This window comes from Opitutales bacterium (assembly GCA_013215165.1).
Taxonomy (GTDB): Bacteria; Verrucomicrobiota; Verrucomicrobiia; order Opitutales; family JABSRG01; genus JABSRG01.
Map to the genome: position 1 here is coordinate 20,733 of JABSRG010000013.1, position 17,212 is coordinate 37,944.

At 50.4% G+C, this 17,212-nt stretch carries 15 protein-coding genes; 9 read left to right on the forward strand and 6 right to left on the reverse strand.

What is annotated here, in order from left to right:
• Nucleotides 1–30: 30 nt before the first annotated feature.
• Together aroB and HRU10_04170 are read left to right on the forward strand one after the other, a co-directional pair.
• Nucleotides 31–1,131: a 3-dehydroquinate synthase gene (gene aroB / locus HRU10_04165; GenBank protein ID NRA26427.1), complete on the forward strand. Its 1,101-nt coding sequence runs from the start codon at nt 31–33 to the stop codon at nt 1,129–1,131.
• A 14-nt stretch (nt 1,132–1,145) separates the two neighbouring features.
• Nucleotides 1,146–1,718, forward strand: coding sequence for a hypothetical protein (locus tag HRU10_04170; protein NRA26428.1), 573 nt, complete (start codon nt 1,146–1,148; stop codon nt 1,716–1,718).
• Nucleotides 1,719–1,936: 218 nt separating this feature from the next.
• Here HRU10_04170 and HRU10_04175 read toward each other — a convergent pair whose 3' ends face one another.
• The 3 genes from HRU10_04175 to HRU10_04185 all read right to left on the reverse strand — a co-directional run bounded on the left by HRU10_04175 (nt 1,937) and on the right by HRU10_04185 (nt 5,619).
• Nucleotides 1,937–2,275, reverse strand: coding sequence for a P-II family nitrogen regulator (locus HRU10_04175; protein NRA26429.1), 339 nt, complete (start codon nt 2,273–2,275; stop codon nt 1,937–1,939).
• Between the two features lie 42 nt (nt 2,276–2,317).
• Nucleotides 2,318–3,679: an ammonium transporter gene (gene amt, locus HRU10_04180; GenBank protein ID NRA26430.1), complete on the reverse strand. Its 1,362-nt coding sequence runs from the start codon at nt 3,677–3,679 to the stop codon at nt 2,318–2,320.
• Nucleotides 3,680–4,035: 356 nt separating this feature from the next.
• Nucleotides 4,036–5,619 (reverse strand): deoxyribodipyrimidine photo-lyase/cryptochrome family protein, encoded by a 1,584-nt coding sequence (locus HRU10_04185; GenBank protein NRA26431.1) that lies wholly within the window; start codon nt 5,617–5,619, stop codon nt 4,036–4,038.
• 196 nt (nt 5,620–5,815) lie between these two features.
• Here HRU10_04185 and HRU10_04190 point away from each other — a divergent pair, with 196 nt between their 5' ends.
• The 6 genes from HRU10_04190 (at nt 5,816) to HRU10_04215 (ending at nt 11,108) form a co-directional block, all read left to right on the forward strand.
• Nucleotides 5,816–6,292 carry a hypothetical protein gene (locus HRU10_04190; protein NRA26432.1) on the forward strand — a complete coding sequence of 159 codons (477 nt, stop codon included), beginning with the start codon at nt 5,816–5,818 and terminating at the stop codon, nt 6,290–6,292.
• Between the two features lie 150 nt (nt 6,293–6,442).
• Nucleotides 6,443–7,930 (forward strand): NAD(P)/FAD-dependent oxidoreductase, encoded by a 1,488-nt coding sequence (locus HRU10_04195; GenBank protein ID NRA26433.1) that lies wholly within the window; start codon nt 6,443–6,445, stop codon nt 7,928–7,930.
• Between the two features lie 8 nt (nt 7,931–7,938).
• On the forward strand, nt 7,939–8,385 hold the full coding sequence (locus tag HRU10_04200; protein ID NRA26434.1) for a beta-hydroxyacyl-ACP dehydratase: 447 nt from the start codon (nt 7,939–7,941) through the stop codon (nt 8,383–8,385).
• A 35-nt stretch (nt 8,386–8,420) separates the two neighbouring features.
• Nucleotides 8,421–9,185 (forward strand): SDR family oxidoreductase, encoded by a 765-nt coding sequence (locus HRU10_04205; GenBank protein NRA26435.1) that lies wholly within the window; start codon nt 8,421–8,423, stop codon nt 9,183–9,185.
• Between the two features lie 16 nt (nt 9,186–9,201).
• The gene (locus HRU10_04210) at nt 9,202–10,239 is read left to right on the forward strand and encodes a 3-oxoacyl-ACP synthase III (protein NRA26436.1); all 1,038 of its coding nucleotides are present in this window, start codon (nt 9,202–9,204) and stop codon (nt 10,237–10,239) included.
• The gene (locus HRU10_04215; GenBank protein NRA26437.1) at nt 10,236–11,108 is read left to right on the forward strand and encodes an alpha/beta fold hydrolase; all 873 of its coding nucleotides are present in this window, start codon (nt 10,236–10,238) and stop codon (nt 11,106–11,108) included. Before HRU10_04210 ends, HRU10_04215 begins: the two co-directional genes overlap by 4 nt.
• 46 nt (nt 11,109–11,154) lie before the next feature.
• Here HRU10_04215 and aroQ read toward each other — a convergent pair whose 3' ends face one another.
• From aroQ to HRU10_04230, 3 genes are all read right to left on the reverse strand, one after another.
• Nucleotides 11,155–11,598, reverse strand: coding sequence for a type II 3-dehydroquinate dehydratase (gene aroQ / locus HRU10_04220; protein ID NRA26438.1), 444 nt, complete (start codon nt 11,596–11,598; stop codon nt 11,155–11,157).
• 140 nt (nt 11,599–11,738) lie between these two features.
• A complete protein-coding gene (locus HRU10_04225; GenBank protein ID NRA26439.1) occupies nt 11,739–12,746 on the reverse strand; it encodes a DUF481 domain-containing protein in 1,008 nt (335 codons plus the stop codon).
• Between the two features lie 112 nt (nt 12,747–12,858).
• Nucleotides 12,859–13,299 (reverse strand): flavodoxin domain-containing protein, encoded by a 441-nt coding sequence (locus tag HRU10_04230; GenBank protein NRA26440.1) that lies wholly within the window; start codon nt 13,297–13,299, stop codon nt 12,859–12,861.
• Nucleotides 13,300–13,460: 161 nt separating this feature from the next.
• Here HRU10_04230 and smc point away from each other — a divergent pair, with 161 nt between their 5' ends.
• Entirely contained in the window at nt 13,461–17,201 is a 3,741-nt protein-coding gene (smc, locus tag HRU10_04235) for a chromosome segregation protein SMC (GenBank protein ID NRA26441.1), read from the forward strand.
• Nucleotides 17,202–17,212 lie beyond the last annotated feature (11 nt).

Here is a 17,212-nt window from a genome sequence, read left to right on the forward strand (position 1 = left end):
CGGCTAGGCATTTGCGTGGTGAAGTCAGTTATGAATGCTCCAACTGTATTTGACGTGCCCCTGGGTAAGCGAAGTTATCCCATCATCATTGGCGATGATCTAACGGGCCAGATACGCCAACAGGTTGATACTCTCGTGTCTGAGAATGTGCCAGTCGCCTTGATAGCAGATGATCAGCTCGCCGAGCTTCAGGCGCCCTTCATGAAGGCAGCTTTTGGAGATATTCCGGTCCTGACTCTACCAGCAGGGGAGACTACGAAAGACCTCGTCTATCTAGAGCGTATTTTTACTTTCTTAGCCGAGATGAAGATGGATCGCTCAGGTTGGGTGATCGCATTAGGCGGTGGCGTGATTGGGGACCTCGTTGGTTTCGCTGCGGCGACTTACTTGCGCGGCGTGAAATTTATCCAGATACCGACGACCTTGTTGGCTATGACCGACAGTAGTGTCGGAGGCAAAACGGGGATAAATATTCCACAAGGGAAAAATTTGGTGGGCGCGTTTTATCAGCCCCAAGCTGTGTATGTTTCCCTTGACTTACTCAAATCGCTGCCCGGTCGCGAATTTGCCGCAGGCATGGCTGAGGTTATAAAATACGGCATGTTGGGTGACTTGTCTCTTTTTGAGCGTTTGGAGTCATTGGGTCGACTTACTCCCGATCATCCTGAATTGGGGATTGTCGTCGAAATCTGCTGCCGGAATAAGGCCGCCGTCGTCGAGGCAGATGAGCGCGAGACTGGATCTTCAGGTGGGCGCGCCTTGCTCAATTTAGGCCACACATTTGGCCACGCCATTGAGAAGGTCGCAGGTTACGGAGTCTATCTGCATGGCGAGGCCGTTGCCATCGGGCTGATTTTAGCAACGCGCCTTTCGATCAGGCTGGGGTTGATTCCTGAGAAAATTGAAGATCGGGTGGCTGGGCTGATCGAAGTCAACCAATTGCCGACCTCTCTTGAAGAGCCACTTTCTCTGGAAAGTCTCAAACATGCTATGTTGAGCGACAAGAAGGTGATGCGCGGCAAGCTCAAGTTCATCGTGATGGAAGCACTGGGGCGTGTGGTGACGCGCTCGGATGTCGACGAAGCCGTGGTTGATGATGTTCTGAGGACGGCGACGGATCTTATTGATTAGTAACATCCCTATTTATGCGTTCGCCGGCTGAATGGATCATCGCAAGTTACTTTGAGTCCTTGGGCTTCTTTGTGCGTTCAGAGGAAACGCTGAGCGCCAGTCCTGTTGGTAGATTGCGATTCATTCGCGTTGTTCGCGAAGGTGGACGTCAAGAAGCGCTCTCGGAGTTGAGCTTTCAATTCTTCTCAGCGGATATTGCCCGCATCCATCGTGTAAGCTTGCTCATACTTCCTTGGGAAGAGCAGGTTTGGGACTCTAGTCTGATCAAGAATAGCAGAAAACTGAGCTCGGTGATCAAGCGTCAGATGAAAGGGATGACCGCGGAGTCTATCGAGAATGCACCCGATCCCGATGTCTTGCTTCCGGTGCCCGCATGGCCCACAGGCGACAAAGATCGAGCCAGCCTTGAGGACGAGCTAAAGTCCTTTGGACTTTTGGGTGTTGTGACCTTTCGAAGTATGCTCAGCAAACTTGTTGAAACCCAGGAAAGCGCCTTTCCGGGCGGGAATAGTCTGTTACTAACTCTACGGATGCTACGCGCCTTCGGACTGCTCAACGGCCCACAGAGAGATTTTTGGGAGTTGTGAAGGATAGGGGGTTGAGGTTAATGTGGGCAAGGGCATAGCGAAGCATGGCCCTGCAAATGGTCGTAGTTCTGTGGGTGGTGGGTTGTGTCGCAGGCTGTTTATTCTAATCGCAAAGAAAGTTGGAGGGCGGCGCTTCAGAAACAAAAAAGCGGCCCCCGCTTTTCGCAGGAGCCGCCTTGGTTGTGCAGTAAGTATTATGTAACAGTCTGTCGAGCGGACTAGATTGCGCCCTCGCCAGCCTCGTCGGTGCGGATGCGAATCGCTTCCTCGACAGGGACTACGAAGACTTTTCCGTCGCCGATCTTGCCGGTTTTGGCAGCCTTGACGATGGTTTCCACTGTTTTGGTGGTCATCTCGTCAGCGACAGCTACGTCCAGCATGACCTTAGGAAGGAAATCCACGGTGTATTCGCTACCTCGATAGATTTCGGTGTGTCCCTTTTGACGACCGAAGCCTTTAACTTCTGTTACGGTCATTCCTTCGATCCCGATGTCTGAAAGAGCTTCTTTCACTTCCTCGAGTTTGAAGGGTTTAATGATGGCTTTGATAAGCTTCATGGTTGTTCCAGTAATTTGGATAGGTGGTTGATTAGCAGAGTATTAGTGAGTGCGTGGTGAGAAGTCTGGATATGCTTCCTGACCGTGCTCGCCAATGTCGAGGCCACCCACTTCTTCTTCCTCTGATACGCGGACACCGATGGTGACTTTGAGGATCAGGAAGACGATGAAAGAGAGAGCAAAAGCGGCGATGCCGACGACAAATACTCCAAGGAGTTGGTCGAAGAAACCGAACTGCTTTTCGCTGCCTTCTGGCACATACTCGAAGATTGCTGCGGATAGGATGCCCCAAACGCCACACACGCCGTGAACGGAGATAGCTCCGACCGGATCGTCGATCTTAACCTTGTCAAAGAAGAGAATAGATACAACGACGATGAGACCAGCGATGAAACCAAGGATCATCGCACCCATTGCTGTGACGATGTCGGCACAAGCGGTGATACCAACGAGTCCTGCGAGGAAGCCGTTGAGTGCCATTGAAAGATCAGGTTTCTTCAGGACGATCCATGAGAGAAGGATTGAGCCCAAAGCTCCCGCCATCGCGGCGAGTGCTGTGGTTGTAATTACAAGACCAAGAGGTCCTGGGTCTGCTGAGAGTACTGATCCACCATTGAATCCGAACCAACCCAGGATGAGAAGGAATACACCAATAGTTGCGAGAGGCATGCTGTGGCCAGGAATTGGCCTAATTTTGCCATTCTCTTGGTATTTGCCCTTGCGAGGTCCAAGCAGCATAACGCATGCGAGAGCTGCAAAACCGCCGAAGGCATGAACAACGGCTGATCCCGCGAAGTCTTTGAATCCATTACCATCGTTGAGGCCGCCGAGCCAGCCGCCACCCCAGTGCCATGCACCAATGATGGGATAGAATACACCTACCAAAATGGTGGCGAAAATCATGAAAGTGCCGAGTTTGATACGCTCAGCAACGGCTCCAGAAACAATCGTAGCGGCTGTGGCAGCAAACATGCCTTGGAAGATGAAATCGCCATAACCAGTCATTGCGAGTCCTACACCTCCGTAGCCGAATGTGCCTCCTCCGTCTGCATTAAGATCACCGATCGGTCCTCCCCATGAGAGCCATCCTTCGATAATCCAGCTTCCTGGGTAATGCGTGTTGAAGCCCACAAATGCGTATGAGATGAGGCCAATTGCGATGATGAAGCAATTTTTGAACAGGATATTAACGGTGTTCTTCTGCTGAGTCAGACCGGCTTCGAGTGTGGCGAATCCGAGGTGCATGACAAATACCAGAGCTGCCGCTATGATAGTCCAAAGCATACTCGTAGTGAAGAAGTCGAATGCATAGGCGTATTCACCCTGAGCTTCGAGTAACCCGAGATAATCTCCAGCAGGGCCATCTTCAACGCCAGCGGCTTCTTCAGCAGCTATTGCAGCCATGGCCGGTGCAAGGGCTTCTTCCTGAGCACTGGCAGGTGCCGCGAAAGAAGACAGCATAGCGAAGGCGAGAGAGCCTAATGCCAGCTTGGATTTAAGTAATCTTAAGATTTCTGTGTATTTCATTGTAGAGGTTTGTTGTTTGCTAAGCGCCCAAAATGGTTTTCAGACACTAAACTCGACGGAGGCGAAACTCCTTCACGACCAATCAGCAGCGCTTATGCCAAGATCACGATCCTTTGATTCTCGCGCGCGAACTAGGGGTGCCACTTCGTTTGTTGGCCCAGTTTCTATGCTAACTCGTCAATTTTAGCTAATTGTTACTTTGTAGTGTAACTGCTGTTAACTATTGGTCACATTTACAGTTCAAGCAGCCCTTGGCGTGGATCGTTTCGTGGAGTCCCACGAGAAAATTCAGCAGCATCTTGGCCCTGAATGCGACGTTGGGGTGAGCCTGATCTAGATCCGTGGCGCTCATACACTGCTCGATTGGCTTCACGCGTTTCGGGTCGTTTACGAATCTCGGCAAATTGTTGCCTGGCATACCTGACCGCGAGCTTGTGGTCGACGATGGGGTTAGGGTAGTGAATGCCAGGTTTGAAGCCGATGGATTGAGCTTCGATCGGACTCAATTTCCAAGGTTCATGTATAAAAGGTTGGGGGACAGCCTTGAGTTCGGGGACGTGCTTCCGAATGAAGGCGCCCTCGGGGTCCTGTTCTTGGCCCTGTTTGATAGGATTATACATGCGCAATGTATTAATCCCAGTGGTGCCGCTTTGCATCTGTATTTGAGGGTAGTGGATCCCAGGTTCGTAGTCGATGAACTGCCGAGCAAGGAAGTGCGCGAATTGTCTCCAGTCGATCCAGAGATCATAAGCTGCAAAACTAACCAGCATGGCGCGCATGCGAAAGTTGATCCAGCCTTGTAGGCGCAAGAAACGCATGCAGGCATCAACGAACGGATATCCGGTCTGACCTGTTTGCCAGGCTAGGAGTCGATCTGGATCTGACGTTTGCGGACGTATCGAGTCATAAGCCGGGTTAAAGCTCCTAAACTCGATCTCTGGCTCGGACTCCAGTTTCTGGATAAAATGGCAACGCCAATGACAGCGGCTTAGGAAAGAACGGAGGTCGGACTTCTTCGTCTGCTTAACCGGTTGATTTTTCCTGCTGCGGGTCGCTTTGACGACTTGACGCATGGATAGGCAGCCCCACGCCAAATAAGGCGACAAACGTGAACAAGACTGTGCGGCTGTAAGCGGAGAAGATATACCGCGGCTGTAGCCGATATGGCGCTGGTTGAGAAAGCTCTCAAGCGTTGAGTCGGCCTCTGCAATGCCTCCGGATTGTGTGGGCTCTCGAACTTGAGCGTCAGGACATACTTTCAAAAGCTGTTCTGGGTGAAATGTCTTCAGGCTGAGTTGATTTTCCGAGGGCGGAGGAGCTAAGGCTGTGTCAGCAACTAGAACGGTCTCTCCCATGCGCTTCTCCCATGTTTTGGCCCAGCCATTGCGATCTCTTAGTCGGCGTTGGACCCCGTTGCAGGGGAACTCTTCCCAGGTGACATTGCTATGGCTATCGACCCATGATTTTAGCGCCTTATCCCTGGCGTAGGTTAGGGCATTGCCCGTTTCCATGTGCGATAGAATACGTAGGTGCGCGCATTGCTTCCTGAGGTGTTCGAAGATTTCTACACAGTTTCCCTGTGTGATCACGAGGTGCTGATTTCTATCCGTCAGCTCGGTGTTTAGGGAACGGAGGCATTGGGCTACGAATCGAGCATGCAATGGGTCAAAATCTTCGGCACCGTAGATCTCTGGTTCTATGATAAATAAGAAGAGTAGTCTTTTGCGGTGTCCGGGATTTTCCCGGCTCGCCCGTTGCAATGGGGCGTGGTCGTGGACGCGTAGGTCTCTTTTGTACCAAACTAGATCCAATTCGATGGGGGAGCTCACGCTTTAGCTTACTGAGCGTTCTGGATTCTCAACTCTGAGGCGGATTTGATGAATGGCGGAGGTCTCCCTTTTACTCGAGAGTTTCGGTCCAGCAGAAGGCGCCCGTTTAGCAATTAGTTCACGTTAAGAAATTCCTGGATTCGACGATTAATTTTTTCCCGAAAACGCTGGGAATTTATTTAGTATGAGCGAGGATTTCTTCAGAGCCCTTAAGGATACGAAGGCGCCTTTTCCAAGTGCTGAAGAACGCTTGTTTGATGATGAGGGCATGGCTCACCATGGAACTGTCGTTGATGATCTTAAGATGCGGATTTTGGTCATCGGGACAGATAGCCTAGCGCGCTCAGTTATCATCGGGACATTAAAAGGTATGGGCCCGTTGGCCGAGGTTCAATCAGTGGGCTCGCTCTTATTCGCACGCGAGATATTTTTGCGTTCGCCGTATCCCTATCGTGTGATCGTGATGATGCGGCCATCCGATGAAGCTTACATGAGTGAGGTTATAGATCTTGAGGAAACAACCCGCCTAAAGATGGGAGCGCGTTGGATTGGTTATTGGTCAAATAGTCTTCCGCAAGAGGCTGACCTTCCGGAATGGCAGGGGCACGTCGTAGGTTCTTTACCCTTGGGGCTCCTCAAGCGGGTCCTTGAGGTTGCTTAGGAGGATATGTTACCCCAGAGGGGGATAGGGGTCATGAAAATGAACAATAACTCGAAAGCATCCCCATCCTCTCAATCATATCCAGCGAAGACGGCTTTCACAGAAAGAAGTTGAAAAGGTCAGGCCTCCATTCACGGTGGTGGGTTTAATATGGCACGTGACTATTTAAAGGGAGCCAAAGACGCTTATGATGTTGTCGTGATCGGCAGCGGGTTGGGTGGATTGACTGGAGCTAACTATTTAGCGAAGCAGGGACACTCAGTCCTGTTACTTGAGCATCATTATCAGTTGGGCGGCTTGGCAACGTGGTTTAAACGAGGTGGCTCGCATGGGCATACATTCGATATTTCTCTGCATGGGTTTCCCTACGGGATGGTGAAATCTTGTCGCAAATACTGGACACGCGAAATCGCGGACTCCATCGAGCAAATCAAGGACGTGCGTTTCATCAATCCAGAGTTCGATGTCACCACGACTTTTGACCGAGCAGACTTCTCGCGGATTCTCATTGAAGAATTCGGTATCTCTGAGGAGCGCGTTGAGGCCTTTTACGAGCACCTGCGTCAAATGAACTTTTATGACGATGATCAGCGCACCACGCGCGAATTGTTCGAAGAGTTCTTCCCAGGACGTTCAGACGTGCACCGGTTGCTCATGGAGCCCATCGCCTATGCCAATGGTTCCACGATGGACGATCCTGCCATTTCTTATGGCATCGTCTTTTCAAACTTCATGAACAAAGGGGTATTCATCTTTAAGGGTGGTACTGACACGCTCATCAAAAAGATGGCTGATGAGCTCAAGCAGAATGGTGTGGACCTAAGACGCTATTGCTTAGTTGAAAAAATCCTCTCTGAAGAGATCGACGGCCAACGCCGCGTTACGGGTATTGTCGTCAATGGCAGGCAGATTGCATGTAAAGCGGTGCTCTCGAATGCCAACATTAAGAATACGATTTTCAAACTGGCCGGGGAAGATGCGTTTACTCAAGAATTTGTTAGAGACGCTGAATCTGTGCGCGTCAATTCCTCTTCATGCCAGGTTTACATAGGAATCAAAGAGGGAGAGAGTATTCCTTACATCGGCGATCTGGTGTTCACTTCCGATGCAGAAAAATTTTGCAGTAAGGAACTGGTCGCTCGCGATACCAAGAGTCGGACCTTTTCTGTCTATTACCCAGATACACGTCCGCACACAAAAACTCCGCGCTACTCCATTGTCGCGTCGCTCAATGCCACCTACAGCGATTGGGCTGAACTGGATGAAGATACCTATCAGAAAGAGAAAGCTCGGCTATGTGAAGAAGCCCTTGATGGCCTAGAGCACTTTATCCCGAACATCCGTGAAAAAGTGGATCACCTTGAAGCTGCCACACCACGCACAATCAACTACTACACCACGCACTTTGGCGGCACTTCTTTCGGCACTAAATTTGAAGGTCTCAAAGTATCTATGGGCTTGTCGGAGCAAGTAGCCGGTCTCTATCACGCCGGCAGCGTTGGGATTATCATGTCCGGGTGGTTGGGTACTATGAACTACGGTGTCATCACTGCCAATAAAATGGACAAGTGGCTCTACGAACAAGCTAAGCTAGAACAAAATGTTGCGGAAGCATCAGCTGAACCAGCAATTTCTTAAAACTTTTTATGAGTCTCGAAGAAGTCACCCGGACCATTCCCCACCGTCCGCCCTTTTTGTTTGTAGATACGATTGTCTCAGTCGATGCAGACAAAGCGGTGTGTGAACGCACCATAGATGGAGATGAATTCTATTTTGCGGGTCATTACCCGGGAAACCCCATCATGCCCGGAGTCCTCATCAGCGAAGCTTTATTCCAGACGGGAGCCATACTTTTGGGTAAGCGCATAGAAGCTGAGGGGAAGTCTCTCGGAGATGTCACACCGGTGCTTTCGCGCATCAAAGATGCTCGCTTTAAGAATATGGTGAAGCCGGGTGAGAAACTTACTCTAGAAGTGGCGCTGAATGAGATTGTCTCCAAATTTTTCTTCCTCAAAGGAACGGCACGACGCGCAGATGGCAAGGTGGCCTTATCTATTGAGTTTGCCTTGGCCATGGTGGAGGAGAGCGCGTGAGTTTCCTTAAGCTCGAAGGTAAGACGATCCTTGTGATGGGGGTGGCGAATCGCAAGAGTGTCGCTTGGTTCACTGCCAAAACTCTGGAGGAAGCCGGTGCCCAGGTTGTCTTTAGCGTGCGGTCTCAAGAGCGGCTCGATAGCCTCAAAAAACTCTTGGGTGATCGAGAAACCTATGTTTGTGATGTGGAGTTTCCTGACCAGATTGAAACGCTCGCGGAACAAGTTGCTGAAAGACACGATGTGATTCACGGAATCGTGCACTCCATCGCCTTCGCAGATTACTCGGATGGTTTTCGACCCTTCCACGAGACACAGCGTAGTCAGTTTTTGCAGGCGACTGGCATTTCCGCGTTTTCAATCGTTGAAATAGCTCGAGCGTTTAAGCCGCTCTTAGCGAGCGATGCCTCCTTTGTTTCTATGGGAATTTCCTCACAGGTGACGGCCGAAAATTATGGCTACATGTCACCCATCAAAGTTGCATTAGAGAGCTGCACGCGTTTTCTTGCCAAATCTTTCTCCGCTGATTCCGAGGTTCGTTTTAATACGGTCAATGCGGGCCCACTCAAAACGAGCGCTTCAGCGGGGATTCCCGGATATTTGGAAAGCTACCTGTTTGCAGAGAAGATGACGCTTCGCAAGCGTGCCTTGCAAACCCAAGAAGTGGCAGACGCCGCGGTCTATTTACTCAGTCCGCGTTCGAGCGGTATCAACGCTCAGGGTATCACCGTTAACGCCGGTATGGATTGGAATTACTTCGATAAGGAGTTGATCGATTTAGCCATGCGGCCTGAGTCTTAGACGCTTCTATTGATTTATGCTGTTTAAGAACACAGTCGTCGAGGCCATGGGCTATGCATTACCTGAGGATGTATGGACCTCGGATAAGGTGGAGTCTCTGCTCGCTCCGGCCTACGAGCGTCTGCGCTTGCCCGCAGGACGCCTTGAGCTGATGACAGGTATCCGTGAGAGGCGGTTTTGGCCTGTTGGAAAACGCCCCTCTGAGGCCAGCGCTGAGGCAGGTGAGCGGGCGCTGGCTGCTTCGTCAATTGACCGCGATGACATAGATCTGCTCATTCACTCGGGTGTGTGCCGAGATCGCTTGGAGCCATCGACAGCATCTTACGTTCACCGCCTTTTGCAGCTTTCTGAAAAGACACAATTCATGGATGTCTCCAATGCTTGTTTAGGCTTTTTGAACGCCATGGTGATCGCTGGCGGTTTGATAGAGAGTGGTCTCATCCGCACTGCACTGATTGTATCTGGGGAAAATGGACGTCCACTCATGGAGAATACATTGCGCTCTTTTCTCAGTCCGGAGCAGACGCGTAAGTCGGTGAAGAAGCTTTTTGCCAACCTTACCATTGGTGCAGGCGCAGTTTCCTATGTTCTTTCGCGCAAAGATTCGGTCACTCAATACCTTTATCGTATGGCTGGTTCCGTGGTTGGATCAGACTCCCAAGCCAATGACCTTTGCGAAGGAGATTCGGCGGCAGGTAGTGAATTGTCCATGGAGACCGATTCCGAAGCTTTGTTGCACGCTGGAGTCAATTTGGCCAAACGGACGTGGAGCCGATTCCAGTCGGTGATGGGATGGGGGGCAGAACAGGTGCAACATGTGATGACTCATCAAGTGGGGCGCGCGCACCAACGCAGTTTGTATGAAGCCCTCGGCTTACCATTAGACAAAGACTTTTCGACCTATGAAACGCTGGGTAATGTCGGCTCGGTGTCGTGCCCGATTACGCTTGCCATGGCAGAGGAGCAAGGAGTGATTAGCTCAGGTGATAATTGTGCGCTGCTTGGCATTGGTAGCGGTTTGAGTAGCCTGATGATGGGATTGGAGCGCGCATGAACCCAGTGCCTGATTGGATGCGTGCCGAGTATCCCTTTGAGCCCCAGTATCTTGGGCTCACTTCAGGGTCGCGTATGAGCTACTTAGATGAGGGCGAAGGCTCTGCGGTGGTCATGCTGCATGGCAACCCGACATGGTCCTATTTCTACCGTCACTTGGTTAAAGCCCTGAGTTCAACGATGCGTTGTATCGTTCCGGACCATATTGGCTGTGGTTTTTCAGATAAGCCGCAGGATTATTCTTATCGTCTTGAGCAACACGTATCCAATGCAGTCGAACTGATCGAAAGTCTTGATTTGGAGCGTTTTGACTTGGTCCTTCATGACTGGGGCGGCGCGATTGGTATGGGGGTAGCCCGCGAGCTGAAAGAAAAGGTAGATCGGCTGGTTGTGACCAACACCGCAGCTTTTCGCAGCAAGTCGATACCGTGGCAGATCAATATCTGTCGCACACCGTTTCTCGGAAGCTGGATCATTCGCGGACTGAATGGCTTTGCCGGACCAGCTACCAAGATGGCCGTTTCTGAACGGCTCCCGGAGGTCGTTAAGCGAGGTTTTCTCTATCCCTACCAAAATTGGAACGACCGCATAGCCAATTGGGCGTTCGTTCAGGATATTCCAATGCGCGCGGTACATCCGAGCTGGGACACACTTGTCGACATCGAGAAGGGTCTAGAGAGTTTCAAAAACCATCCGATGCTTCTGCTTTGGGGAATGAAAGACTTTTGTTTCCATCCTGGATTTCTTGAGGAATGGGAAAGGCGCTTTCCAGACGCGAAGGTCCAGCGAATTTCGGATGCTGGTCACTATCTTTACGAAGATGCTACAGAGCAGACGGTTGGAAAAGTGGCAGAGTTTTTAGCCCGCTGAGTCGAGTTTTGAGCCGCAAAAAAATCGCCCATATTTTGGGAGTTTGCTACTCAGATAAATATCTAATGGCAGCTCGGTAGCCTTCGATTCCTAGCCCGCAAATCACGCCTTTGGAAATGTCTGATAGATGGCTGGTATGACGGAATTTCTCTCGGCTGTGGACATTAGAAATATGCACCTCGATACACGGGAGTTTGACGCCGCTCACGCAATCACGGAGTGCAATACTCGTGTGAGTAAATGCCCCTGCATTGATAACCAAGGCGTTGCCTCCTTCAGAGGCGAACTTGTAGATGAAATCGATCAGGGCACCTTCGTGATTGGATTGGAAACATACGACTTCACTGCCGAGCTCCTTACCCAGAGCCACACATTCAGTCTCAAGTTCGGATAGGGTCATTGAGCCATAAATCTCAGGCTCCCGCTTACCGAGATGATTGAGATTTGGGCCATTTATGATCGCAATACGAGATTTCGGGGCGCTGTCCATAGAAAGTATTACTGTCGTTGCCTGAGCATGATATCAACAAAGAACCCCAGTATCTTGGCTGGGGTTAATCATTAGGCGTGAACAGAAGTGCGGTGCGATCTGAGCTTAAATCAGTTTACCTAAAATCTGATCACAACCGATCAATCCCACGTTAACACGACGCTTGAATAAAACAAAGTGTCCAGCTCCTCATTGTCAGGTTCCGGGTCGGAAACATAGGTGTTTGTAATTCCTGAACGCACATTCCATCGACCGCCGCCCGAGATGGGTATCTGTATCCACGAATCATGTTCGATCCGGAAAGAGCCTAAATCGTCAACTGAACCAATATATTCGAGTGAGTTCTCAAGAATGATTAGTTCATCAAATTCGTAATGGTGGGTAAGCCCCAGATCTATACCCGCGCCCTGTTCGTTTTCTCCCGTTGAGAAGTCGGAGTAGACATATGCAAGACCCGCAGTACTGTGAAGATAGTGTTTTTCTCGGTCGAAAATCTTATAGGATATACCCGCAGAATAGAGCGCTCGTAAGTCGAGGTCCTCGAACTCATCATTCTCGAGCTCCAGCCGTGTATACCAACCGAACTTCTCCGAGAAGAAATTGGTATAGCGTGCTCCGATTTTTGTCTCTCTGGCCGTTGTTTCCCCGTCATCCTCGCTTGTTTCGTGCCGCACATTGAAGCGTAGAGTGTCATGGGGACCCTCTAATACCGCCTCCGCTCCGATACGAGCGGTGAACTCGTCGGTGTTCCCAGAACGGCCGACGACATCAAAACTTGCACGATAAGACCAGTTGCGCCTCATGGCGACAATGTCGGGATCTTCCTCGCCAGGCAGCCATGCTAATCGGATATCGTCCTTGGTTGCATTGAGCGTGCTAGATGAACCCTGGACACTGATTTCCCCTGATTCGGAAGTATTCACTGAACCAGTACTTGTGTCTCCAGATTCGAGGCGAACTGTCAAAGGGTCTTCAGTTTGAATCGAAGCAACTTCGCTCATCGGGATCGTGATGTCTCCACCAAAAGTAGTCGCGATCGTCATCTCTTCATCAGAAATACCGGTTACGAGGCCATTTATAATCGAGCCATCCAAAGTCTTAATCTGATCACCGTAGATAAGTGAGCCCATGATTAGGGCTGTTAGCATGACATACTGTTTCATAAATCGAGTAGGAAGAGGGGGTGAGTCATAGGTTCTTAAACAAAAAAAACTGCTCCATCCGTGAAGCAGTTTTTATGATAATTAATGCTGTGGCGAATTAAAGTGAAGCAAACAGCTTGTCTTCCCAAGCCTCATAAGCGTCTTCAAAGTCGACATCACAATCGACACGGTCGAGGAGCTGCTTCGCGCCGTTGCGCTTCAGGCTCTCATCGAGCTTACGCCCACAGCCGCAGAAATCATCATAGCCCGAATCGCCGAGAGATAAAACCGCGTATTCGAGATTTTCCAATTCTGTGACTTCGTCGTCATTTAGTGCATCACAGAAGTCTGTTGCCTCATCGGGTGGATCGCCTTCGCCCCAGGTTGAGATGATGATGATTGCGCGCTCGGTTTCTTTGAGCTTTGAGGCCTCGAAATCGAAAACGTTGCTCAGAGTCGCTTCAATGCCCGCTTCTTGAGCCCGCTTGAACGTGCGCTCGGCGAGATCTTCAGCATTTCCGGTTTCTGTACCGTAGAGTATCGTGAGTGGTTTAGACATGATGTTTAAAGTAATTTTTATTTTAAGACCGGATGGATACCTAGTTTCAAGTAAAGAATATGCTGTGAGCTTTGAAACAGAAAGGTGAGCCGTCCGTGACGCAATTAGTTTGATCCACAAGCAAGATGTGTTCTCTAAATGATTCAAACCCCTCAACGGAAATGCATCTGAAAGAAGTCATCATTAATGGATTCAAAAGCTTTGCTGATAAGACAAAGCTGGATCTAGAACCTGGTGTCATAGCAATCGTGGGCCCCAATGGCTGTGGTAAAAGCAATATTGCTGATGCATTGCGTTGGGTTTTGGGCGAGCAGTCGGCCAAAGCCATGCGGGGGGACAAAATGCAGGACATCATCTTTGCCGGCTCTGAAAAACGAAAGCCCCTGAATCTGTGTGAAGTGTTTCTCAAATTTACCGACTGTGAAGAGCATCTGGGGACGGCCTTCAATGAAGTGGAGGTGGGGAGACGCGTAGCGCGAGAGGGGAGCAGTGACTATTTCATCAACGGAAAGGTCTGTCGCCTTAAGGATATCCAGCGTTTATTTATGGATACGGGAGTCGGACGGGTTTCTTACTCCTTCCTTTTGCAAGGTCAGATTGACCAAATTCTTTCCTCTAACCCTTCGGAGCGTCGAGTTATTTTCGAAGAGGCCGCGGGCATCACGAAGTACAAAGCCCAACGTCGTGAGACGCTTAATAAGCTAAACCTTGTTGAGGCAAATTTGGCACGTGTTACCGATGTCATTGATGAGGTGGGCCGGCAGATTGGCTCTCTAAAACGTCAGGCGAGCAAGGCATTGCGCTACCAACGCGTCCAACATCGCCTCAGTCATCTGGACTTGGCTTGGCTAGCCTACCATTTCGATCTGCGGTCTCGTGAAAATCTAGAACTTAAGCAACAAGAGTCAGCCCTGGGCCAAAAACTCGATACATGTCGTTCCGAGCTTCAGAAAAAAGAGGCCGGGTTGAATCATGCTCGGGCTGAACGTAGTTCATCTCAGGAGCGTCTGCAGTCTGCTCAACAAGCGCTCTATAACTTAAAAGCGGAACTTGAGAAGAATCAGAATAAAATCCAGCTGTCCCAAGCGCGTCAGGAAGATCTAGGCAAGCGCGGTGAGCAGATTTCGGCAGAGCTCGGTATCCAGTTGGAGCGTCGCGAGGATATTGAAAAGCAATTGCAGAGTGAAAGTACTTCTAGACAGATGCAACTTGGCCTGGTCGGAGATTCTGATGCTTTATTTCAAGAGCGAAATCGCGAAGTGCTCATAGCTCAGGATAAACTGACACAAGCAGAGAAGGCCTTAAAGCAGGCACGCCAAGATGTCCTTATGGTGGACAACAAGTTAACGCGTTTGCGATCCCAAGTCACTACACTTGAGGTTGAGGCTAAAGCTTATCAGGGGCGGCATGCTCAACTCTCGGAGCAAGTCCATATGCTCAGTCAAGAGATTGAACAACTGCAGGCTGAATCGCAAAATCTCGAGCGCGCGCGGACCTGCCGATTAAAGGACCTGGATGAACAAAAGGCTCGATTAGATGCCCTGCAAGCCAAACGCACGGGGCTACGCGAGCGCCATCGTGAAAAGCAGCAAGGTCTGCGGGAGAAAGACAAACAGATCGCCGCCGTTGCAGCGCACCTCGGGGTGCTGGAGAAACTTAATCAGGGGCTTGAGGGTTTGGGAGCTGGTGCAAAAGCAATCCTACAAAACAAGGTAGATGAACTTTCCTGTGAAGAGGCCGAAACGCTTTCTCGGCTTATAGAAGTTCCGGAGGCTGATCGTCTGGCCGTTGAGGCACTCCTCGGGGATGCCGTTGACGCGGTTTTATTGGCAGATGGTGATGAAACTAGCCGTGCGATCAATGGCCTCGTAAATCAAAAACTTGGAACGGCAGTAGTTCGTGGAGATGGAGATGCTTCTATGACCTTTTCAATCCCACGCGATTTGCCCGAGAGAGTGCGACCAGCCTTCGAGCGCGTAAAAGCTCAAACTGTGCGTGCTGAGAGTCATTTGAGGGCGCTACTGGCGGGGTGTTATATCGTGGATAGCATCGTCGAGTTTCGGGCTTATTGGCGTCAGAGCCCGGAGTTGCGATTCGCGCGTATTTCAGACTCTGAGGGCCGGGTGCTGCGTGCGGACGGTTGTATGGTTGGGGGGAGAGGTAAGGGCGAAAAATCTTCGATTATCCAACGACAATCAGAGATCAGAAAACGCAAAAAAGAGCGCGAGGTGCTTCAAGCGGAGATGGATATCTTGTGTGGGGAGCATGAAGCTCTACAGCAGGAGATTCAGGGGGCGGAGCAGCAATTAGATGAGCAGCGCGCACAGCTCTCAGAGATCCGACAGGAGGCGAGCACGATCGAAGCTCAACAAAAAAGTGTTCAATCCAATCTTGAAAAAGCCAATCGTGCGGTACGCCGTGCGCAGCAAAATCTGAGTGAGTTTGAAGCTTCACATAAACAGAAATTACATCGCCTCGAACAGGCCCAGACAGCGCTGAAAGAGGGTGAAGCAGAGCACGTTCATGCTCGTGAACAGGTCGAACAGAACGAGGCAGATATTGATCGTTTCCGCGATGAACGCGATTCGCGCCGCGACAGCCTTGCAGATCTCCGACTCCAACTGGCTGAAAAACGTCAGAGGCTTGAATCTCTTGATCGTGAGGTCAGCCAGATGAAACGCCGACTTGATGACGTGAACTCTCTAGTCCGCCAGCGCGAGTTGGAGCGTGACACGATACATGAGCAGGTAGCAAAGTTGAAAGAAGATGCCACTCATGCTGCCGCCCGGAATACCCATCTTGAAGAATCAGTGCGTGTGACGGAGGAGCAGGCAGCAAGGCAACGCGATGCGGCTGTGGCCATTGATAAAGAAGTCAGCTCGCGAGAGACGACTCTGGAGTCATTACGACGTAGTGAGCGAGAATTTGCTACGCAGCATGGACGTATGGAGATCCGTTGTGTGGAGACTCTTTCGAAAATCCAAGTGCTAGTCGAAAAAGCTATCAATGAGTATGAAGCAGATCTGACGAAAGTGGGATGGAAGGCGCAGCTGTGGGCCGCTGATGCCGAGTTTGAACGCCAAATTGATCTCGAATCACTGGATGCCGTTGACTCAATAGAAGAATTGGGCCGCCCAATGCGTACAGACCCGACGCCAGATGACCTCTCTGCGATGGATCAGACTGATTGGAGTGCTGTAGAAACTGAGGTCCGGGAGTTACGAAGCCGAGTTAATGCAATGGGTCCAGTCAATCTAGTCGCCATCAAAGAATATGCTGACCTAGCTCAGCGATTTCAGTTTCTTAAAGAACAAAGCGACGACCTGTGGAATTCCAAAAACAGCCTCATTGAGGCGATCGACGAGATAAACACCATATCGACTCAGCTCTTCAGGGAAACCTTTGAGCAGGTGATCCAGAACTTTAAGTATACCTACGATCAGCTGACTGGGGGTGGCTTTGCCGATTTGCAGCTGGTTGACAATGAGGATATTCTCGACTCGGGAATTGATATTGTGGCGCGCCCCCCAGGAACACGCCTGAAGAATTTATCGCTGCTTTCAGGTGGACAGAAGACGATGACTGCCGTCGCGTTGCTTTTTGCGATCTATATGGTCAAGCCGAGCCCATTTTGCGTTCTGGATGAGCTAGATGCACCTTTGGATGATGCTAATATCGGGCGATTTACCAGTATGCTGAAGACATTCACCAAATACTCCCAGTTCGTGATCATTACACACAATAAACGCACGATCGCGGCGTCTAACGTTGTTTATGGAGTCACCATGCCGGAGAAGGGGGTTTCCCGTGTTATTTCAATGCGTTTTAACCCTGATCAAACTGAATCACTGGAACCAGCTCAAGCGATTGGCGATGACTTAAGCTTAAGGGCCTCGTCGTAGCAGACGTTGCC